The sequence below is a fragment of the Streptomyces violens genome (genome assembly GCF_000717745.1).
In the GTDB taxonomy this organism is placed as follows: Bacteria; Actinomycetota; Actinomycetes; order Streptomycetales; family Streptomycetaceae; genus Streptomyces; species Streptomyces violens.
In genome coordinates this window covers 36,048-55,988 of record NZ_JOBH01000023.1, presented here as the reverse complement: position 1 = coordinate 55,988, position 19,941 = coordinate 36,048, and the positions used below count along the sequence as shown (strand labels likewise).

The window sequence follows — 19,941 nt, the reverse complement described above, 5'->3', positions numbered from 1 at the left end:
TCACTCGCTCCCGGGGCGCAGCCACTCCGTCGTCACCGCGAGGAGGTTGCGGATGCCGACCGGGAGGGTGGGGGCCGGGTCGGGGGCGTAGTGCGGGGAGTGGGGCGCCGGGATGCCGGGTGGCTGGGCGCCGCGGTGCAGGGCGGCGATGCCCTCCTCGGAGAAGCGGTCGTGCGCGATGCCGCCGAAGTGCCAGAAGACCGAGGGGCAGCCTGCCGCGGTCCCCAGGGCGCCGAAGTCCTCGCTGGCGGCCAAGGGGGACTGCAGGACGTGTGTGGGCGCGCCCGTCGTTTCGATCGCGGTGAGCACGCGGCGCGTCGCGTCCTCCTCGTTGACCGTGAGCGGGAAGGGGTCGTACGCGGTGATCTCCGGCGGCCGCGGCACGTCGAACGACTCCGCCTCGGTCCGTATGACGCGCCGGATCGCCTCGAACGCCTCCTCGCGCGCCTCAGGGCTGAACGTCCGCAGGCTGAGCAGGAGTTCGGCGGTGTGCGGGATGATGTTGGCCACCGTCCCGGAGTGCAGCGCGCCGGCGGTCAGGATCGTCGCCCGGGAGTACGGGGCCTGGCGGGCCGCGAAGGTCTGCAGGCGGAGGACGACCGTGGCGGCCAGTACGAGCGGGTCGACGCAGTACTGCGGGGTCGAGGCGTGCCCGCCCGCGCCGTGCAGGGTGACCCGCAGGCTGTCGGCGGCCGCCATCAGCGGGCCCGGCCGGGTCACCACCAGGCCCGCGGGGAACGGCCCGACGTGCTGGCCCAGGCACACGTCGGGGCGCGGGAAGCGGTCCAGCAGCCCGTCCCGCAGCATGGCGCGCGCACCCTGTCCGACCTCCTCGGCGGGCTGGAAGACGGCCACGACCGTGCCGTGCCAGGCGCCCGGGTGCGCGGCGAGCTGGCGGCAGGCGCCCAGCAGGCAGGTGACGTGGATGTCGTGGCCGCAGGCGTGCATGCGGCCCGGCTCGGCCGACGCGTACGCGAGGCCGGTCTCCTCCTGTACGGGCAGTGCGTCCATGTCGGCGCGCAGCAGCACGACCGGGCCGTCGCCGTTGCGCAGTACGGCCACCACCCCGGTACCGCCCACGCCTTCGGTCACCTCCCAGCCGCCCTCGGCGCGCAGCTCGGCGGCCACGGTGGCAGCCGTGCGGTGCTCGGCGAAGGCGAGTTCGGGGTGGGAGTGGAGGTCGCGGTAGACGTCTTCCCAGTGCGGGAGGTGGTCCGGCAGGCCGAGTTCCAGGGGGGTTTCCTCGGCAGTGGTGGTGGGCGCGGTCATGGTCATCCCTTCGGGTGGGGTGCGGGGTCGGCGGGCGTGCGGTCGGCGGTCTGCCGTCCGGCCGCGTACGCGCCGCCGAACCCGGCCAGGAAGCGCGGCGTCGTCTGCGGCACGCGCAGCGACACGAGGATCGCGAGCGCCGGCCCGGCGATGAGCATCGTGAAGGCCGCTTCGTACGAGAAGTGGTCGACGACCGTGCCGAAGACGGTGGGGGTCAGGATCCCGGAGAGCTGGCCGCCGAACAGGATGATCCCGGAGGCGACCCCGCTCAGCCCGGGCGGCAGGCTGCGCAGCGGTACCGAGAAGCAGGGCAGGTAGCACAGGCCCGCCGCGCCGCTCAGCAGCGTGCCGCAGAGGACGAACTGGGTGATGGACGTGGTGCGGGGCAGCAGGAACAGCAGTACGGCGACGGCCAGCATCGCGGGCACGATGATGCGGCGCGGCCGGCCCTCGAAGCGGTCCGACAGCTTGCCGCCGAGGACGGCGCCGGCCGCGGCCAGGACGGTCGGGCCGAGGGTGACCAGCCCGGCGGAGCCGACGTGCAGGCCGCGCTCCTCGATGAGGTACGAGCCGCTCCAGGAGTTCAGGCCCCAGATCACCACGTCGTAGGCGAAGAACAGCAGCGCGAAACCCCAGATGGCCGGCGAGCGCAGCACCGCCCGCGCCGCGCCCTTCGTACGCGGGGCGTCGGCCCCGGTGTCGGCCTCGGGCAGCGGCGCCGGCATCCAGCGCCGTACGGCGACGAGCACCAGTACGCCCAGCAGGCAGACGGTCAGGAACATGGCGCGCCAGTCCCACAGGGACAGCAGCACCGACGCGAGGACGGAGGCCAGCAGGCCGCCGACCGCGTTGGAGCTCTGCAGCCAGCCGGTCGCCGTCATGCGCTGGGCGGGGATGCTGCGCCGGCTCAGCGCGTTCAGCGCCGCGCCCGGGAACAGCCCCTGCGCTGCGCCGAAGAAGCAGCGGATGACCAGCAGCGCGGTGAACGACCAGGCCAGGGCGGTCAGTCCGGTGAAGAGCGACCACAGGACCAGCGCCAGGGAAGCCATCCGTACGCCGCCGAAACGGTCCGCCAGCAGGCCGCCGGGGATCTGGAAGAGCGCGTAGGTGAGGAAGAACGCGGAGACGATCATTCCGCGCGCGCCGTGTGACAGGCCGAACGTCTCGCCTATCGACGGCAGGGCGAGATTGATGACGAGGCGGTCGATGTAGTCGACGGTCCAGGCGGCGAAGAGCAGTACCACCGTGATCCGGGTGGTTCTGTGCATCTGCACGGCATGATCCTCCTGCTCTACCGGGTGGGCGGGGGGTTCGGCCACAATGCACGCCATGGCGTTTCCCGTGGTCCCCACGCCGGTTTCCGGCGCAGCGCCCCGCCGTCCGCCGGAATCCGCCGCGCTGAGCGAGACGGACCTGGCGCTCGTCGAGGCGCTGCAGGTCGCGCCGCGGGCCCCGTGGACCCGTATCGCGGCGGCCGTCGGCGTCGACGCCACGACCGCGGCCCGGCGCTGGAACTGGCTGACCGGGCACGGGCTGGCCTGGATGACGGCGTACGCCTCGCTGCCGGGGATGCCCGTCGCGTACATCGACGTCGCCTGCCGGCCGGAGCGGCTGCTCGCCGTCAGCGCGCGGCTCAGCGCGTCACCGCACGTCTTCAGCATCGAGCGGACGGCCGGGCCGCATCAGCTCCTGCTGTACGTCATTACCCGCGACCTGGCGGGCATGGACGCGTTCGTGACCGGTTTCCTGGGGCGGCTGGACGGCATCTCGGCGGTACGGGTGAGCCTTCAGGCGCGGACGTACCGCGAGGGCAGCGGATGGCTGCTGCACGCGCTGGACAGCGACCAGCGCCGGACGCTCGGCCCGCGGGACGGGCCGGGGTCACAGCGCGCGCCTGCGCTGGGCGAGGCCGACACCCGGCTGCTGCGGGCGCTGGGCGAGGACGGCCGACGGGCCTACTCGGATCTGGCGCGGGAGTGCGCGATGAGCGAGACGACCGTGCGGCGGCGGCTGGCCCGGCTGCTGCACCACCCGGAGGTGCACTTCCGCTGCGATGTGGCGCAGCGGGCGGCGGGCTGGCCGGTCATCGCGACATACCGGCTGGACGTGCCGGCCGACCTGCTGGACAGCACCGGCCTGGCGCTGGCCGCCTTCCGGGAGACCCGGCTGTGCGTGGCGGTGACCGGCGCGGCCAATCTGTTGTTCTCCGCCTGGATACGGTCGACCGCGGAGTGCCATGCGCTGGAGACCCGCATCCGGCGCCGCTTTCCCCACCTCCGGGTCGGGCAACGGGAACTGACGCTGCACACGATCAAGCGGATGGGCCGGCTGCTGGACGCGGAGGGGCGGGCGGTCGGGCACGTGCCCTTGCGGGCGCCGGGCCCGACCGCCGCCCCGCAGTGAGCATCAGGTACCGGACAGCAGTGAGCGGTCAGGTACCGAACGGCAGCACCCGCCGGAAGAGATCCAGCGCCTCGTCCGCCCAGCCGATCACCTTAAGCGTCGGGGTCAGATTCTCCGGCGGCCGGTTGATCAGCGTGTCGCGGCGGATGAGCCGGTCGAAGTCCACCAGGACCGGGTCGGCGCGTGGCGTGGTCCCGTCGGGGTGCAGGAACTCGACGCCCGCCCGCCGCATGACGTTGATCGTCTCCTGGGCGACGATCCCGTACGCGACGGTGGTCGGATGGACGCCGTCCAGCGAGAACAGACCGCCATCGGTGCGCCGTTCCCCGTCGCTCGCGAGGAAGTGGGTGTTGGGCGGCGGGTTGAGGGCCTGCAGCTCCGGCGGCAGCGGGTACGGCTGCCACCAGTCCGGGCGGGCGAGCGGGTCATCCAGGTAACGGCGGGCGGCGAGCCGGTCGAGAAGGCCCGCGGTGTCCAGCAGGTACCAGTCCCGGCCCGTCTCCCGGGCCTGCCGCACTTCCGCGGTGATCGCGTCGTTGTACTGGTCGATGGCATGGTCGACGGCGCGCGCCTGGTCGCCGGTGATGTGCGGGTCATTGCGCGGGTCGAAGGCGCGGTCGCTTATCCAGGGGCGGGTGTAGTACGGGAAGTAGGCGGATCCCGGCTCGGTCTTGCCGCCGACGCCGCGCGCTAGCGGCGCGACGGTCACATGCGGCACGGTGCACCAGATGACGTGCCGCGCCTTGATCTCCCGGACCTCGCGGACGACCTCCCGCAGTTCGGCGGCGAAGTGCTCGGGCCGCCAGACGGTGAAGGCGCCCTTGCGCCCCAGGTCGTCGTAGCCCTCCTCGCTCCAGACGACGCGCAGGTCCGTCACCGCCTGCAGTGCGTTGTTGGATCCCAGGAACACGATCAGCGTCTCGATGCCGTGTTCCGGGTCCATGCCGTCGGTGTCCCCGGTCTCCTCGCCGAGCGCCTTGGCCGCGCCGAGCTGCGACAGGGCTCCGGCCTCGGGGGGTTCGGTGGGCAGTACGCGCAGCGCGGCGCGCTCACCGGCGTCCTGCACGACCTGGTACACCAGGTCGTCCTTGGGCTTGGAGATCCGCGCGCGGCAGACGTCGGCCGACTTCTCCAGCGCGTCCCGCAGGTCCCAGCCGAACGCCCCGAGGTTGTGGTTGACGGCCCGGGTCCGCGGCACCGCCGTGCCGGGCCCGCGCTCCCAGTAGTCCTCCACCCGGTCCATGAAGCCGCGGGCCCGGAAGAGCGCGGGGGCCATCTCCCACCAGTCCACCTCCCGGCCATAGCGCGCTTCCAGGTCGCGCAGCAGCAGTTCGATGTTGAGCGGGAGCCCTCCGTGCCCGTTGTAGGAGGGATACCGGAATGAGGCGCTCCACCCCATTTCATGGGCGATGATCGCGGGGAAGGACAGGTCGGTGTGGAAGACCGACCCGCTCTGGAACCCCTGGGTGAGCGAGTCCCCGATGGCGACCAGCCGATGCCGCGGCTGCCCCTGCCACTCACGCCCGGTGATCTCAATGGCCAGCGTGGGATCGCTGACCGGTACTCGCGTGCCGTGCTGCCGTCGTCCGGAATCGTCCATGCTCTCCCCTGACACAGGCCCTGACGTACTGAGCCCCTCGACCGACGTACTGAACCGCTCAACCGACGTACTGAGCCCCTTACATGACAGCGCAAGTTGCTGCCGGAGGCTATGGGGCGCCCTTCCGCCCGGCGGATTCCCGCCGGTACGTCTCGCCCGTCATGGATTCCAGTTCCCGCTGCTTGGTCTCGGGCACCTTCGTCTGCACGAAGAAGAAGGAGGCGAAGGCGAAGAAGGCGAAGGCGCCGTACAGCCAGGAGAGGCCGACCTTGGTGGTCATCGGCTCGAAGGAGAAGGTGACGATGAAGTTGAAGATCCAGTTCGAGGCGGTACCGATCGCCAGCGCCATCGCCCGCATCCGGTTGGGGAACATCTCGGCGAGCATGACCCACATGATCGGGCCCCAGGAGAGCGCGAAGAAGACCACGAAGGCGTTGGCGCCGATGAGCGCCAGCGGCCCGTACGGGCTGGGCAGCGTCACGTCCGCGCCGCTGCCCCGCTGCTGCGAGAAGGCGATCGCGGTGAGCAGCAGCGCCACGAACATGCCGGCGGAGCCGATGGAGAGCAGCCGGCGGCGCCCGACCCGGTCCACGAACAGCATGGCGACCACGGTCATCACCACATTGATCCCCGCGGTGATCACCGACGTGGTGAACGAGCTGGACTCACTGAATCCGACCGACTTCCACAGCGTGGTGGAGTAGTAGAAGATCGCGTTGATGCCCACCAGCTGCTGGAACGCGGCCATCACGATGCCGACCCAGACCAGTGGCGCAAGCCCCATCCGGGGGCCGCGGATGTCCTTGAAGCTGCTCTTGTGCTCCTTGTGCAGGGTCTCCCGGATCTCCTGCACTTTCCGCTGCGGGTCGGCGACGCCGGTCACCCGCTGCAGCACGCCGGCGGCCTTGTCGTACTGCCCCTTGAGCACCAGATAGCGCGGGGACTCCGGGATCAGCAGCGCCAGCACGCCGTAGATCATCGCCGGGATCACGCCGACCAGGAACATCCAGCGCCAGGCCGGCATGTTCAGCCACAGCTCGTTCGACGCGCCGCCCGCGGCTCCGGCCAGGCCCTTGTTGGAGCTGAGTACCACCAGCTGCCCGATGGTGATCGCCAGCTGCTGGAGCGAGCCCAGCGCGCCGCGCCCGCTCGCCGGTGCCACCTCCGAGATGTAGGCGGGCGCGATCACGGACGCGATGCCGATGCCGAGCCCGCCGATCACTCGCCAGACCATCAGGTCGGGTACGGAGAAGGCGAAGGCCGAGCCGGCCGAGCTGATGAAGAACATCGCCGCGCCGAGGATCATCACGTTGCGCCGGCCCCACCCGTCGGCCAGCCGCCCCGCGTACCAGGCGCCGACGGCGCTGCCCAGCAGCGCGATGGAGACGACGAAGCCGGAGAGGAAGGCATTGAGCTCGAAGTGCGAGCTCAGGGAGTCCACCGCGCCATTGATGACGGAGGAGTCGAAGCCGAAGAGAAAACCGCCGACCGCGGCAGCGATGGAGATACCGACGGCCTTGCCGTGGTGGCCGGAGCTGGTGCTGGACGGCTGTGGTCCGGAGGCCGTTCGGGCCATGAGCGGGTGTCACCTTTTCCAGAGTCGACGCGGTCTGTGGTGCCGGAGTACCAGGAGCACTCAGGCGTACCAGGGGCATTGTCGAGCAGCGTGCCGGTCCGGCCGTGGAGGAACCGCCGCAACTCGCGCCCCCGGCACCGCCGACTACCCCGATGGCCCGGCACCAGAGCCGATCGGGTGACACCCGCCGTCCGGCGACGGCCCGACGGCATGGTGCGCACGTGCTGGATGTGGCACACGGGGAACGACGGTCATATTCTGTAGGCCAGTTGGGGGCGGAGCCTGATCGGATCAGCCCTCTTTTGCGCTGAGCCGGCACCGCTCGACCGCGCGCTCGCACTCTTCATGCCGGCCGGCCGGGGCCGGCCCCGTCCCTCACTTCCTGGAGACCCGCATGGCGCTGACCACTGGTCAGAAGGTAGCGATCGCTGTCGGCAGCATTGGCGCGGCAGGGGCGATCATCGCCGCCACGATCACGGTCGTGGGCGCCGACTCCGGCAATGACTACCGCTGCAACAACTCGGCGACGTGCGGGAACAACAACAAGGTGTCCACGTCGGACGACGGTGACAAGAAGCCGTGAGGGCAATGGCCCCGGCACCCGTTACGGACACGGAAGGAAACCCTGCCTTGCCCCGTCGCCCCTGGTGTCACCACACCGCGCGCGTCGCCTCAGGGGTCGTTCTCCTCCTCGCCGCCATGACCGGCTGCGCGGGCCAGACCACCCAGTGCAATGAAGGTGCGGTGTGCGGCAACGAGAACGCCGTCGAGCACCACCCGACGCAGCCCACCACGCCACCTTCCAGCTCCGCGCCGACCTCCCCCTCGCCGAGCCGTACGTCCGCCGAGCCCGCCACCACCCCGCCGGCCTCCGGCCCGGCACCCGCCTCGTCCTCACCGGCGAAGAACCGGTCCGCCGCGGACCAGTGCACGAGCTGGCGCGCCATCGACACCGTGCCGGGCGTCGAGGCCCGGCCCTGCTGGCGACGCGACGGCGACACGGTCTACATGGTCGCGCAGTGGCGCGCGGACAGGCAGACGCACATCGACGTGTACCTGTGGCTGAAGGACGCGGCCGGCGAACAGATCGTCTACGCGCACGGGAAGGAGCCGTGGGGCTGGTACCAGATGAACACCACGGACTCCTCCCGCTGCCAGTATCCGGTGGGCGTCGCCCTGAAGCCCGGCACCGCATACAACGTCAGCCTGTCCGTCAAGCCGCACCCCTCCGACCCGCCCAACATCACCAACCCCGCCGTGGACGGCTTCCAGATGAAGTTCGAGTACGTGTGAACCCACGGTGAGCCGCGACGGCACCCGGCCGGTCACGCGAACGCGCCTTCATTTGCCGGGCCCGCCCCCAGCAGGCCGTACCCCCATTCCGTACGCCACCCGGCACGCCGATTCCAAGGCACCCTCGATCCAGGCGCGGTAGTGGGTGCTGGTCTGGTCGCCGGCGAACCAGAGGCGGCCGTCGGCTTCCGGGGTGCGGGTGTGAGGGCCCAGCTCGACGGCCTGGCCGGGCGTGTAGAGGACGGCTTCGCCGCAGGCGTACTCGTTGCGGGCCCAGGACGGGGCCGCCCAGCGCCCTGTGTACGAGCGCTCGACGTCCTCCCCGTACAGCTCGGTCATCAGTTTCAGGGCCTGTCCGGCGCGGGCCTTGCCCGGCATGCTGTCCCACATGGCGGCGTCCTCGGCCGAGGTGGCGGAGGCGAGGACCACCCCGCCGTCGCCGGACGGGTGGGAGGGGTAGACGGTGTGCCGCAGGGGGGTGTCGGAGATGTCGGCGCCGCCGTCCGCTCCCCACCAGCGCTGATCGAACTCCAGCAGGACGTTGGTCGCGGCGCCGTACCGGAGTTCTTGCATCGCGCGCCGTTTTCCGTAGGTGAGGTCGGGCGTGAACGTGACGTGGCGGAGGGCGGGGAACGGTGCGGTGATGATGACGCGGTCGGCCTCCAGGTTCTCCGCCTGGCCCGTGGTGGTCTTTTCGACGGCGAGGCGGAGCTTGGCCGGCCGGGAGTCGACGCCGGTCAGCCGCCAGCCCGGGCGCAGCGTCCCCTCCTCGAGCTTGCCGGCCAGGGCCTTGGGCAGGTGGTCCATGCCGCCGGAGACCTCCCACTGGCGGGCGTCCGGCGGGAGGGCCGTGGTGGTGAGCAGGGCGTGGGTCAGGGAGAGCGGCAGCCGCGCGGTGCGGCTCTCCAGGGTGGCCAGCAGGTCGAGTTCCCCGGCCGTCAGGCCCGCCCGGTCGGTGAGGAAGCGTTGCAGCGACCATGCGTCGTACTGGTCGAGGAAGCGCGCCCAGCCGTCCGTGCCGTCCTTCACCATGGCCCGTAAGGGCTCGCGGGCCTCGTCGTAAATGGCCTGGCCGGTGCGGTCGTCTTTGACGTCGAAGGTCTTGTTCAGGGTGCGCGGGCGGCGTTGGTACTGGGCGCGGGAGGCCATGGCGCCGTTGACGTGGAGGAGCCGGCTCTCGTCGGTGCGGACGAACGGGCGCAGGCCCACGCCGAGGTGGCGGGCGAGGCCGGTCACGAGGGTGTGGGTGCCGGGGATGCGCAGGGCACCGGCTTCCGCGTAGGCGGCGGGGTGGTGCCAGTCGCGCAGGGTGTGGATGCGGCCGCCGACCCGGTCCGGGTGGGCGTCGATCACCCGGACCTGGTGTCCGGCCTTCTGCAGCATGTATGCCGCGGCGAGTCCCGCCATGCCGGCGCCGACGATCGCGATGCGCGACCCTCGCGGCTCGATGTGCACATCGTCGGTGAGCAGTTGGAGGTAGGTGGGGGTGAGGACGGTGCCGTCTTCGGTGGTCCGGGTGATGTCACGGGCCACCGACCGGACGGCGGAGCCGGTGCCCCCGCCGCCACCGTGGGGTGCGGCACCGGACGTGGTACTGGCGAGCCCGGCTGCGGCCGAGGCTCCGCCGGCGACTGCCAAGGCTCCCGTGGCGGCGAGGACTTGACGCCGGCTGACCGGAGGATTCATGCCCTGAGTGTGCTCGGGCTACCACCATGTGTAGTCGCGTGATGGTGGTTTATCACTCTTGATGGGGATATCTGCCCACCAGTCCACGTCGGCGGGGGCCGGACGGGAGGGCGGGGAGGGGGACGGCGGCGGGGCGTCGCTCCCGGGTGCGGCAGGGGGTGTGGAGGCGCCGCGGACCATGGCCGCCACTCGTCGGCGGAGTTCCCGCATGTCCAGCCCCCGGGGGTCGGGCTTGCCCGGCTGCCACTCCTTGTGCCCGATCAGCGAGGTGTCCCCGTCGAGGCCCCAGCCGTGCGCTTTGATGAGGGCTGCCGACGCCCGTACCATCGCGTCCACCTGCACGGCGGGCCACGGGTCGTAACCGTCGCCGAGGTTCACGCACTCGAAGCCGTAGAACCAGGGGTTGCCGTCCACCGACGCCTCGCCGTCGGCCGGGAGCGGCTCCTCGTGGATCACCGCGCCGAGCACGTCCGGGTCGCCCAGGCCGGCGTGGTTCGTCCGGCCCCAGCCCACCAGCCACACCACGCCCCGCTTGTCGATGACGGCATGGCAGACCGGCCCCGGCAGTCCGGGATAGCCGTCACGGCACAGCTCCACGGTCCGCTCGGTCCCCCTGGTGCCGGTGTGGTGAAGTATCACTCCGCGTACCGGTCCCCAGCGTCCCTGGCGGTTCCGGTTGTGCGTGCGCCAGTCACCGACCTGCTTCACGGTCAGACCTTCTGCTCTCAAAGCGCGCAGGGCCTTTGAGGCTGTCAACGGAATTGCCACACCTCAACTCATTCCTTATTACAGGGGAGTTCAACCGTTTACAGGGGTATTCAACCGCTATTTCGGGATCAGGTGTTGTTTGCCGTCCAGTGGCACGGCCCGTCCGGGGGGGGGCGTGGCGGCGATCGGTGGATGCGCCGTCTGCGCGTGCGTGACCCCGCCGTGCGGGCGCCCGGCGTTTGGCTCCGCGCGCTGGGCGGGCAGGTGCTGGGAGGTTGCAGAGAGTGACATCGGGGGCTGTCCGGCCATGCCGGGCTCGCCCGTCCCCACCCGAAGGAGTCGCCTGTGTCGTCCGCCGCCGACCCGCTGCCCGGCCTCCTGATCGTCGTTCCGGTCGTGATCGTCGCCTGTCGTGCGGGGGCGGCAGTGTGCCGCCGCCTCGGGCAGCCACCCGTCGTCGGCGAGCTCGCCACCGGCATTCTGCTCGGCCCGTCCCTGCTCGGCTGGTTATGGCCCGAAGGGCAGGCGTGGCTCTTCCCGTCGGCCATCGGCCCGTACACCGGGGCGCTCGGCCAGCTCGGGCTGCTGATCTTCATGTTCCTGGTCGGTCTGGAGCTGGACCTGGGGAGCCTGCGGGGGCATGGCCGTACGGCGGTCGTCGTCAGCCAGGTGAGCATCGCCCTGCCACTGCTGCTGGGCGCGGCGCTGGCGGCCGGGATGTACGGCACGCTCGCCCCCGAGGGCACGCACCGACTGCCGTTCATCCTGTTCATCGCCGTGGCCATGAGCATCACGGCCTTCCCCGTACTCGCCCGCATCCTCACCGATCGCGGGTTGTACGGGACGCGGCTGGGCGCCCTGGCGATGACCTCGGCGGCCATCGACGATGTCACCGCGTGGTGCCTGCTGGCGGTCGTCGTGGCCGTCACCCGCAGCGGCTCGCCGCTGGACGCGGTCACCACGGCGGCGCTGTCGGCGGTCTTCTTCGCCTTCATGCTGTACGTGGTCCGGCCGGTGCTGGCGCGGTGGGCGGCGAGGGCGGCACGGATCGCGACGCCCCGTCCCGTCGCCGGCGCTGCGGCCTCCGGGCCCGGTTCCGCCGGCCGGGACAGCCTCGTGCTCGTCGTGCTCTTCGCCGGGCTGTGCCTGTCCGCGTTCGCCACCGACAGGATCGGGGTGCACGCGCTGTTCGGCGCGTTCGTCTTCGGTGTGATGACACCCCGCGGTTCCCTTGCGGTCGAGCGCTGCGCCACCCGGCTCCACGCCGTCGCCGTGCCCCTGCTGCTGCCGCTGTTCTTCGTACACACCGGACTGCATACAGACATCGGCATGCTGGTCGGCGACCCGGTGCAGTGGCTGTGGGCCGGTGCCGTACTGGCCGTCGCCGTGCTCGGCAAGTGGGGCGGCAGCGCCGTCGCGGCCCGCGCCTGCGGGCAGAGCTGGCCGGGCGCCCTGTCGCTGGGCGCGCTGATGAACTGCCGCGGGCTGACGGAGCTGGTCATCCTCAACATCGGTCTCGAACTCCATGTGATCGGCCCCGACCTGTTCACCATGCTCGTCCTGATGGCGCTCATCACCACCGCGATCACCTCCCCCGCCCTGACCTGGCTGCGCCGCCGGACGCGGCCGGCCGGTGGTCCGGATCGCCCCTCCATTTATGAGGGGTTGCACACACCGGTGCGTAACCAGGAGTGAAAAGGCATTCAGTTGGGGCCGGCCGCTGGCGGGCCCCAACGGCCTCCCACTTCTTGGAGCGCCCGTGGACGCCAAGAACAGATTCGAGACGAAAACCACCTTCGCACTCTCCAGGCTCGAATGGCTGGCCTTTCTGGCGGTGTCACTCGTGCTGGGCTACCAGCATATTTCGGAGATCCGCTGGGGAGTGTTCGCCGGCTTTTTTCTGGCGATCGACGTCATCGGTTACATTCCCGGCGCCATCGCCTTCCGGCGCAGCGCGGACAAGCGCATCCCGCGCGGCTACTACGTCGCCTACAACGTGATGCACAGCCTGGTCACGGCGGGCGTGCTGGCCGGCGTGTGGACGCTGATCCACGGGCCGGAATGGGCACTGCTCGCCCTGCCCATCCATCTCATGGGCGACCGGGCGCTTTTCGGGAATTCCCTGAAACCCTTCGGCGTCACCTTCGAACCGCACACCAACCCGGCCTACCGGGCATTCCAGAAGCAGTACTCGGAAACGACCGTCGGCGGCGCACGGCCCCCGCTGGAGGGCACGAATGCCGTCGGCACTTGACACTCTCACCGAATACAGCGACAACCCCAGCGCTTTTCTCGCACTGAACAGCGGGAACGAATACTTCCACGGCGACCGGTTCGCCGGCACCTGCGCCTATACGAGGTCCGGTCGGTACGTCCTCCAATTCGGCGGTCCGTTCACCGCGGCGGAGCACCGGGCGCAGCTGCTCGACTCCTTCGTGGCGCACGCGGGACGCCGGCTCGTCGCGGTACAACTGCAGCGGCAAGACGCCGAGTTGTATGAGCAGCACGGCTTCACGGTCAACCAGCTCGGCGCTTCGTACGCCGTCGACCTGGCCCGTTTCACACTGCGTGGCTCACGCTTCGTGCGGCTGCGGAACAAGATCTCGCGGGCCCGGCGGGCAGGGCTCGAAGTGGCCGAGGTCCGGGTCGGCGACGACCCCGCCGAGCTGGACCGGATCGACCGCGACTGGCTGCGGGACAAGGGCCGGCACGTCAAGGAGCTGCGGTTCCTCGTCGGTCAGCGCACCGGGGACCTGCAACGGCACCGCCGGCTCTTCGTCGGCCGTATCGAGGGCACCGCGGTCGGCTACATCAATTACTCACCGGTCTTCGGCAGCCGTCCCGGGTGGCTGCACGACCTCAGCCGGCGGCTGCCCGACGCGCCGCCCGGCGTGATGGAGGCGCTCAACGCCACCGTCATCGAACGTCTCACGGCCGAGGGCGCCGGGTGGCTGCACTTCGGTTTCACGCCGTTCACCGGACTCGCCGCGGAGCATGAAGTACCGGGCGCCAGCCGCACGTTCGCCCGGTTCGCGCGCTTCCTGGCAGAGCACGGGCAGTCGATCTACCCGGCGGCCTCACAGCTCGAATACAAGGAGAAGTGGGCGCCGCACGCGGTCATCCCGGAGTACATCGCCTTCAAGGGCAAGCCCCGCATCGGTGCCGTCTGGCAGCTGATGCGCGCCGCCAACGCCCTGTGAACGGAGGGCCCTTGCGGGGCCCGTCCTGCTCATTCCCCCCGCACCCTGGAGGACTGCACGTCCATGAGATTTCTCGAGCGTGAACGCACCACGCTGGCCAAGCTGTTGCCGGACCTGGACCCCGCCCTCCGGGAGATCCCGCTGCGGGAGCTGGAGCGGCCCGGCAGTCCGGGCATCGGGCTCTTCAGGGACAGCGGCGGCCCCGGGCTCCTGGTCCCCGAGGCGCATCACGGCCGGGGCGCCACCGCCCTGGACGCAGTGCGGGTGCAACGGGCCATCGGCAGCCGCTCGCCGTCGCTGGCCGTGGCGACCACCATGCACCACTTCTCCATGGCGACCCTGGTCGGCCTCGGCGACCTGGGTGACGGCCTGGAGTGGATGCTCATCGAAGGCGCCGCATCGACCAACCGCATCATCGCCTCCGGCTTCGCCGAGGGGCGCCGCGGCGCCGGCATTCTCGACCCGTCGATGACCGCCACGGTGACCGAGGACGGTGTACGGCTCAACGGGGTCAAGCGCCCGTGCAGCCTGGCCCGCTCCATGGACATGCTGACCGCGAGTGTCGTCGTGCCCCGCGAGGACGGGCAGGGCGACGAGCTCGCGGTGGCGCTGGTGCCCGCCGAGAGCGAAGGGCTGAGCGTCAGCGGCTTCTGGTCCAGCGCCTTCCTGGCCGGCGCGGAGAGCGAGCAGGTCACCCTCACCGACGTCCTGGTACCGCCGGAGCTCCTGCTGCGGACGGCGACGCCCGCCGGGGCGCGGCTGGACGACCTCCAGACGGCCGGGCTGGTCTGGTTCCAGCTCCTGATGTCGGGCAGTTACCTGGGCGTGGCCAGTGCCCTGGTGGAGCGGGTACTGCTCAACGACCGGGTCCCCGACCACGACCGCGTGCGGCTGCTCGTCGAGTCGGAGGCCGCCATGGCCGCGGCGGAGGGCATCGCCCGCCGGGTGGACGAGGGCGACCTCGGCGAGTCAGCGCTGGCCGCGGCGTTGTATACGCGATACGGCATTCAGGATGCCATCGCCGGCATCGTTCCGCGCGCGGTCGAACTGCTCGGCGGCCTCAACTTCATGAGCTCCGACGAGGTCGGCCAGCTGGCCGCCTGCGCCAACGGGCTGGCCCTGCACCCGCCCTCCCGCTCCCGGATGACCGGCCCGCTCTGCGACTACCTCGCCGACCGGCCGCTCGTCATCGCCTGACCCACCCACCGCACCACGACCGCCGACATACCTGTCGGGAGGAATCCGACCATGCCGCAGTACTCGTTGCGTCCCGCCGTCCCGCCCGCATCCCGGTCCGCGCCGGGCGACCGTCCCACCCTGCTGCTCACCGGGGGCTCCGGAGTACTCGGACGCGCCCTGATCGACGAGCTGTCCCCCGGCTTCGACCTGGTCTGCCTGCGCCGCAACCGGCCGCTGCACGATCACCGGGTCCGCGAGATCCAGGGCGACCTCCTCGCGCCCTCACTGGGCCTGTCCCCCATGGCGTACCACCGGCTCGCCCTCGAAGTGGACCTGGTGCTGCACTCCGCCGCCGAGACCAACTGGCGCACCCCGCCCAAGGACATCGAGCGGACCAACACCCTCGGCACGGAGGCCATGCTCGACCTGGCGGCCCGGGCCGACGCACCGTTGTACCTGGTGAGCACCGCCTTCGTGGCGAGCGCGCTGACCGAGGAGGACCGGCAGCGCTTCCCGGGCGCCGCCGCCTATCTCGACTCCAAGATCACGGCCGAGCAGATGGTGCGCACCTCCGGTGTGCCCGGCGCGATCGTGCGCCCGTCGGTCGTGATGGGCGACTCCGTCACCGGGCGGATCGCCGGACAGCAGGGGCTGACCAAGGCGATCGGCTCGATGGTGCTGGGGCAGGTGCCGGTGCTGCCCGGCGCCCCGGACGCCCGGATCGACATGGTCCCGCAGGACGTCGTGACCCGGGCCATCGGTGATCTGATCCGGGGCGGGGTGGGCAGCGGTGAGTACTGGCTGACGGCCGGTGCGGAGGCCCCGCTGCTGCGCGAGATCGCGGACACCTGCGGGGAGTTCGCCGTTCAGCACGGTCTGCCGCGGCCGGCCCGGCCGCGGCTCATCCCCGTCGAGGCGGTGCACCGGTTGCTGCTGCCGATGCTGGAGGGCACCTCGCTGCCCGAGTCGATGCGCCGGCGCTTCCAGTACTACGCGGAGCTGCTGCTGGTCTTCCAGCGCGAGCTGCCCTTCGCGTCCTCCCTCGGCGGGCCCGACTGCGGCAGTCCCCCCTCCCATGCCGACATCCGCACCGCGCTCGTCCGCAACCTGGAGAGCTGGGCCGAGGGCCGCTCCGGAGTACTGCGCCGGCATCGCGCCCGGACGGTCGAGGCGTCCGTTGCGGAGGTGGCGTCGTGACCCCGTCGGCACCGGCGGCCCGGGCCCCGCAGGGCTCCGGCACCGCACCGCTGCCCCGCGGCTCGGACCTCGTCGAGCTGTACCGCAAGCACGTCGGTTCCGGCCGGGCGGTCATGGGCTGGGTGCTGGGCGGCATGGGCGAAGTACGCTCCGAGGGCCCTTGGGTGTATGCGGACGACGGTCGGCGGTTCCTCGACTTCGGCGGGTACGGCGTCTTCATCCTCGGCCACCGGCACCCGGCCGTCGTCGAGGCCGTGCACCGCCAGATCGACACCCACCCGCTCTCGACCCGGGTCTTCCTCGAACCGGTCGGGGCGCGCGCCGCCCAGGCCCTGGCCGCGCACACGCCGCCGGGGCTCGACTACGTCCACTTCGTCAACTCCGGTGCCGAGGCGACCGAGGCCGCCCTCAAGCTGGCCCGCGCGCACGGGCGCAACGCGGTGATCACCACCCGGCACGGCTTCCACGGCAAGACGCTCGGCGCGCTCAGCGTCACGGCCAACCCCAAGTACCAGGCGCCGTTCGAACCACTGCTCCCGGACACCACACAAGTCACCTACGGTGACCCGGCGGACCTCAAGCAGGCGCTCGCCGCCCGCCGCGACCGGGCGTGCGTCATCCTGGAACCGGTCCAGGGCGAGGCCGGAGTACGCATCCCGGAGCCGGGATACCTGACCGAAGTATCCGCGCTGTGCCGTGAATTCGGTGCACTGTTCGTCGTCGACGAAATCCAGACGGGACTGGGACGGCTCGGTACGTGGTGGGGCGTGGACGCCGAGGACGTCCGCCCGGACGTGCTCCTGGTCGGTAAGGGGCTCAGCGGCGGGGTGGTGCCGGTCGCCGCGATGACCGCCACCGAGGAGGCATACGCCCCGTTCGGCCGCGACCCGTTCCTGCACACCTCCACCTTCGGCGCCTCCCCGATCGCCTGCGCCGCCGCGCTCGCCACCGTCGAGACGATGGAGCGGGAACAGATCGTGGCGCGCGCCGCGACGCTCGGCGAGCACATCCTCGCCGGGGTCCGTGCCGCGTGCGCTCCTCATCAGGGCGGCCTGGTCCGTGACGTACGCGGCAAGGGGCTGCTGATCGGTATCGAGTTCGCCGAGGAGCGGGCGGTCGGCGAACTCCTGCTGGAACTGATCGCGCACGACGTGCTCGTCAACCACTCGCTCAACTCCAACCGGGTGCTGCGGCTGACCCCGCCGGCGCTCGTCGACGGCGCCGCCCTCGACCTGTTCTTCACCGCCCTCGCCGAGGCCCTGAACGCCGCAGCGGCCCGGATGGCCGGCTGACCCCCGTACGGAAAGGAACGCGACACACCCATGCGCCACGTATCCCTGCACGCGATCGCCCGCGGCCTGGCACCGGCCGACACCTACCAGCGGATCACCGACTTCCGCCGGTACCCCGAACTCACCGACACCGTACGGGAGGTCACCGTGCAGCCCCCGCTGCCCGACGGCTCCGTGGTCTCGGACTGGGTCGTCTCCTTCCGGGGCGGCCTGATGCGGTGGCAGGAGCGGGACTCGTTCTCGCCCGAGACGCTCTCCCTCACCTTCGAGCAGACCGAGGGTGACTTCCAGACATTTCAAGGGAGTTGGCGCTGCGCGCCCTCCGACGACGGCACCCTGATCGTCTTCACCGCCTCCTTCGACCTCGGCATCCCGACGCTTGCGGAGATCCTCGACCCGGTGGCCGAGTCCACGTTGCGTACCAACATCGCCCGCATTCTCGCGGGCCTGGTCGACGCGGAGGTGCTCGATGACTGCGCGGCTGCGGCCCGTGGCTGAGCGGACGACGGCCGCCGCTCCCGCGCGCGGGCCGCGGCCCTGGACGGGCGATGACCCGGCCGGTGCGCGGTGGGACCCGCTGCGCGACGAGCCGGGCCCCGGTGCCGCACGCTGCCTGGCCCTGTACGCCAAGCTGGCCTCCGGGGTGACCGTCGTGACGGCCAGTGGTGAGGACGGCCCGCTCGGCATGACCGTCTCCGCCGCCACCTCGGTGTCGGCCCGGCCGCCGCTGCTCCTGGCCTGCCTGCGCGACGGCTCCCGCACGCTCGGCGCGGTCCGTGCCGTCGGCGTCTTCGCGGTCCACCTGCTGCGGGAGGAACAGCGCGACCTGGCGGCCCGGTTCGCGAGCCCGACGACGCCCGCGGCGCAGCGGTTCGCCGGTACGGACACCTGCGACGTACTCGGTGTCCCGGTGTTCACGGACTCGCTGGCCTGGTCGGTGTGTCTGGTGGAGGACGTGCGCCGGTACGGCGACCACCACCTGGTCGTCGGGCGGGTGGCGGCCGTGCACGTGGGCGCCGGGCGGCCGTTGCTGTGGCACGACCGCGGGTTCCGGTCCCTCGCCGGGCCGCCCATGACGGACGGCGCCGGATGAGCCGGCCGCCGGCCGGTACACCCTGCTGGGAACCGGCGGACCGCGGAGCGCCGGACGCGGAGCTGCCACCGCAGCCGCAGCTCCGGGGCGTGGTCACGGCGGACGTGGCGGTGGTCGGGGCCGGTCTCGCGGGGCTGGCCTGCGCCTACCACCTCGCGGACCGGGCTCCCGGGCTCGCGGTCGTCGTGGTGGACGCGGAGCGGCCCGCCGCCGGGGCCAGCGGCCGGGGCACCGGCCTGTTGGGCCCGCGCGCCGGCCCGCCGGTCGACCAGGCGCTGCGCCGCTTCGGCCGGTCGACCGCACGCCGTATACACCATGCGAGCGTCGAAGCGGTGGACCAGGTACTCGACCTGTGCGCGCGGCTCGATGTGCAGTGCGGGCTGCGGCCCGGTGAGCAGCTCGTGGCGACCCGCGCGCCGGCCGGCCTGGTGTCCCTCGCCCGGCAGGCCAAGGCGTACCGGGCGCTGGGCCTGGACGTGCCGGTGCTCACCCGGGGCGCGATCCGCGCCCGGGTGGGCCTCCCCCACAGCGCGGGACTGCTCCACCGCCCCGCGGCCACGCTCGACCCGGCCGCGCTCACCCGTGCCCTCGCCCGCGCCTGCGCCGCCAAGGGCGTGCGGTTCTACGGGGACAGTCCGCTGCGGGCGGCGCGCGCCGGGGAGCTGATCGGCCCCGAGCTGTGCTTCCCGCACGGCAGTGTCCAGGCCGGGCAGGCGGTGCTGGCCGTCAACTCCGCCGCGGGAGCGCTGGACCTGCCGGTCGGCACGGTCCTTCCGCTGGAGGTGTATGCCGTCGCCACCGCTCCCCTGAGCTCGACGGCGTACGAAACGCTGGGCGGCCGTGCGGGCTGCTCCGTGGTCGACGCGGTACCGATGGCGCCGTACTTCCGGCTGCTCCCGGACGGCGGGCTGGTGGCGGGCGGCGGCACGGCGCTGGCCCCGGACGGACTCGGCGCGCGGCGGGTCCAGGCCGTCCGCGAGCGGGCCTGGGCCTGGCTGGAGCAGTGGGTGGGGTCCCTGCACCCGGAGCTGTCCGGGGTGCCGGTCACCCACCGCTGGTCCGGGCGTATCGGTATGACCGGCGACGGCCTGCCGGTGGTCGGCCGGGTCCCCGGCTGCCCCGACGTCTGGTACATCGGCGGCTGCTGCGGGCACGGCCTGGCGATGTCCGTGGCACACGGCGCGCACGTGGCCGGGGCCCTGCTCGGCGATCCGGACCCCGGCGAACCGCTGCCGTGGCACCGGTCGCGCGCACCGCGGCTGCCCGTCCACGGCGCCGGCCGCCCAGTGCTGCGGGCCTACGTGGACGCGCTCGGCCGGGCCGCGCGGCGGACCTGTTGAGCGCGTTGCACGGTGCCGGGCCCGGCCCACGACGAGCGTACTGACCGCCGCCGGGCCCGGCCCTCCCGTATGTCCGAGTCACTGTCACCCCACACCCGACAGGGA

Annotated in this window: 18 protein-coding genes; 12 read left to right on the top strand and 6 right to left on the bottom strand. The window is 71.9% G+C overall.

The window, feature by feature from the left end; all coding sequences use genetic code 11:
- Entirely contained in the window at positions 1-1,269 is a 1,269-nt protein-coding gene (locus IF04_RS0132505; RefSeq protein ID WP_030266188.1) for an amidohydrolase, read from the bottom strand.
- A 2-nt stretch (positions 1,270-1,271) separates the two neighbouring features.
- On the bottom strand, positions 1,272-2,537 hold the full coding sequence (locus tag IF04_RS0132500) for an MFS transporter (RefSeq protein WP_051831779.1): 1,266 nt from the start codon (positions 2,535-2,537) through the stop codon (positions 1,272-1,274).
- A gap of 61 nt (positions 2,538-2,598) precedes the next feature.
- On the opposite strand from IF04_RS0132500, the gene IF04_RS0132495 reads away from it, so the two are divergent.
- On the top strand, positions 2,599-3,672 hold the full coding sequence (locus IF04_RS0132495) for an Lrp/AsnC family transcriptional regulator (protein ID WP_063829566.1): 1,074 nt from the start codon (positions 2,599-2,601) through the stop codon (positions 3,670-3,672).
- 28 nt (positions 3,673-3,700) lie between these two features.
- Here the strand turns inward: IF04_RS0132495 and IF04_RS0132490 are convergent, their stop codons facing one another.
- Positions 3,701-5,272, bottom strand: a complete 1,572-nt coding sequence (locus tag IF04_RS0132490; protein WP_030266178.1) for an SGNH/GDSL hydrolase family protein — start codon at positions 5,270-5,272, stop codon at positions 3,701-3,703.
- A gap of 109 nt (positions 5,273-5,381) precedes the next feature.
- A complete protein-coding gene (locus IF04_RS0132485) occupies positions 5,382-6,848 on the bottom strand; it encodes a sugar porter family MFS transporter (RefSeq protein ID WP_030266175.1) in 1,467 nt (488 codons plus the stop codon).
- A 394-nt stretch (positions 6,849-7,242) separates the two neighbouring features.
- Between IF04_RS0132485 and IF04_RS0132480 the strand changes: the two genes are divergently transcribed.
- Positions 7,243-7,431: a hypothetical protein gene (locus tag IF04_RS0132480; protein ID WP_030266171.1), complete on the top strand. Its 189-nt coding sequence runs from the start codon at positions 7,243-7,245 to the stop codon at positions 7,429-7,431.
- 47 nt (positions 7,432-7,478) lie between these two features.
- Positions 7,479-8,141, top strand: coding sequence for a hypothetical protein (locus IF04_RS0132475; protein WP_157847739.1), 663 nt, complete (start codon positions 7,479-7,481; stop codon positions 8,139-8,141).
- Between the two features lie 48 nt (positions 8,142-8,189).
- Here IF04_RS0132475 and IF04_RS0132470 read toward each other — a convergent pair whose 3' ends face one another.
- Positions 8,190-9,827: a flavin monoamine oxidase family protein gene (locus IF04_RS0132470; protein ID WP_078601085.1), complete on the bottom strand. Its 1,638-nt coding sequence runs from the start codon at positions 9,825-9,827 to the stop codon at positions 8,190-8,192.
- A gap of 18 nt (positions 9,828-9,845) precedes the next feature.
- Entirely contained in the window at positions 9,846-10,535 is a 690-nt protein-coding gene (locus tag IF04_RS0132465) for an N-acetylmuramoyl-L-alanine amidase (RefSeq protein ID WP_063829563.1), read from the bottom strand.
- Between the two features lie 345 nt (positions 10,536-10,880).
- Here IF04_RS0132465 and IF04_RS0132460 point away from each other — a divergent pair, with 345 nt between their 5' ends.
- From IF04_RS0132460 to IF04_RS0132420, 9 genes are all read left to right on the top strand, one after another.
- Positions 10,881-12,230: a cation:proton antiporter gene (locus IF04_RS0132460; RefSeq protein ID WP_030266160.1), complete on the top strand. Its 1,350-nt coding sequence runs from the start codon at positions 10,881-10,883 to the stop codon at positions 12,228-12,230.
- A gap of 64 nt (positions 12,231-12,294) precedes the next feature.
- Positions 12,295-12,789, top strand: coding sequence for a hypothetical protein (locus IF04_RS0132455; protein ID WP_030266157.1), 495 nt, complete (start codon positions 12,295-12,297; stop codon positions 12,787-12,789).
- A complete protein-coding gene (locus tag IF04_RS0132450; protein WP_030266154.1) occupies positions 12,773-13,735 on the top strand; it encodes a bifunctional lysylphosphatidylglycerol flippase/synthetase MprF in 963 nt (320 codons plus the stop codon). The genes IF04_RS0132455 and IF04_RS0132450 overlap by 17 nt, the downstream gene beginning before the upstream one ends.
- Positions 13,736-13,798: 63 nt before the next feature.
- Entirely contained in the window at positions 13,799-14,932 is a 1,134-nt protein-coding gene (locus IF04_RS0132445; protein ID WP_030266150.1) for an acyl-CoA dehydrogenase family protein, read from the top strand.
- A 51-nt stretch (positions 14,933-14,983) separates the two neighbouring features.
- Entirely contained in the window at positions 14,984-16,111 is a 1,128-nt protein-coding gene (locus IF04_RS0132440) for an SDR family oxidoreductase (protein ID WP_030266148.1), read from the top strand.
- Positions 16,108-17,403: an aspartate aminotransferase family protein gene (locus IF04_RS0132435; protein ID WP_211259888.1), complete on the top strand. Its 1,296-nt coding sequence runs from the start codon at positions 16,108-16,110 to the stop codon at positions 17,401-17,403. Before IF04_RS0132440 ends, IF04_RS0132435 begins: the two co-directional genes overlap by 4 nt.
- A gap of 30 nt (positions 17,404-17,433) precedes the next feature.
- Positions 17,434-17,901 (top strand): type II toxin-antitoxin system RatA family toxin, encoded by a 468-nt coding sequence (locus tag IF04_RS0132430; protein WP_030266144.1) that lies wholly within the window; start codon positions 17,434-17,436, stop codon positions 17,899-17,901.
- Positions 17,873-18,496 carry a flavin reductase family protein gene (locus IF04_RS0132425; RefSeq protein WP_030266142.1) on the top strand — a complete coding sequence of 208 codons (624 nt, stop codon included), beginning with the start codon at positions 17,873-17,875 and terminating at the stop codon, positions 18,494-18,496. Before IF04_RS0132430 ends, IF04_RS0132425 begins: the two co-directional genes overlap by 29 nt.
- Positions 18,493-19,836 carry an NAD(P)/FAD-dependent oxidoreductase gene (locus IF04_RS0132420; protein ID WP_030266139.1) on the top strand — a complete coding sequence of 448 codons (1,344 nt, stop codon included), beginning with the start codon at positions 18,493-18,495 and terminating at the stop codon, positions 19,834-19,836. Before IF04_RS0132425 ends, IF04_RS0132420 begins: the two co-directional genes overlap by 4 nt.
- The last annotated feature ends 105 nt before the right edge of the window (positions 19,837-19,941 follow it).

Bases quoted from the DNA above. Each gene is read 5' to 3' on its own strand.
- IF04_RS0132505 (WP_030266188.1), bottom strand. From the start codon at position 1,269: ATGACCGCGCCCACCACCACTGCCGAGGAAACCCCCCTGGAACTCGGC.
- IF04_RS0132500 (WP_051831779.1), bottom strand. From the start codon at position 2,537: ATGCACAGAACCACCCGGATCACGGTGGTACTGCTCTTCGCCGCCTGG.
- IF04_RS0132495 (WP_063829566.1), top strand. From the start codon at position 2,599: ATGGCGTTTCCCGTGGTCCCCACGCCGGTTTCCGGCGCAGCGCCCCGC.
- IF04_RS0132490 (WP_030266178.1), bottom strand. From the start codon at position 5,272: ATGGACGATTCCGGACGACGGCAGCACGGCACGCGAGTACCGGTCAGC.
- IF04_RS0132485 (WP_030266175.1), bottom strand. From the start codon at position 6,848: ATGGCCCGAACGGCCTCCGGACCACAGCCGTCCAGCACCAGCTCCGGC.
- IF04_RS0132480 (WP_030266171.1), top strand. From the start codon at position 7,243: ATGGCGCTGACCACTGGTCAGAAGGTAGCGATCGCTGTCGGCAGCATT.
- IF04_RS0132470 (WP_078601085.1), bottom strand. From the start codon at position 9,827: ATGAATCCTCCGGTCAGCCGGCGTCAAGTCCTCGCCGCCACGGGAGCC.
- IF04_RS0132450 (WP_030266154.1), top strand. From the start codon at position 12,773: ATGCCGTCGGCACTTGACACTCTCACCGAATACAGCGACAACCCCAGC.
- IF04_RS0132445 (WP_030266150.1), top strand. From the start codon at position 13,799: ATGAGATTTCTCGAGCGTGAACGCACCACGCTGGCCAAGCTGTTGCCG.
- IF04_RS0132440 (WP_030266148.1), top strand. From the start codon at position 14,984: ATGCCGCAGTACTCGTTGCGTCCCGCCGTCCCGCCCGCATCCCGGTCC.
- IF04_RS0132430 (WP_030266144.1), top strand. From the start codon at position 17,434: ATGCGCCACGTATCCCTGCACGCGATCGCCCGCGGCCTGGCACCGGCC.
- IF04_RS0132425 (WP_030266142.1), top strand. From the start codon at position 17,873: ATGACTGCGCGGCTGCGGCCCGTGGCTGAGCGGACGACGGCCGCCGCT.
- IF04_RS0132420 (WP_030266139.1), top strand. From the start codon at position 18,493: ATGAGCCGGCCGCCGGCCGGTACACCCTGCTGGGAACCGGCGGACCGC.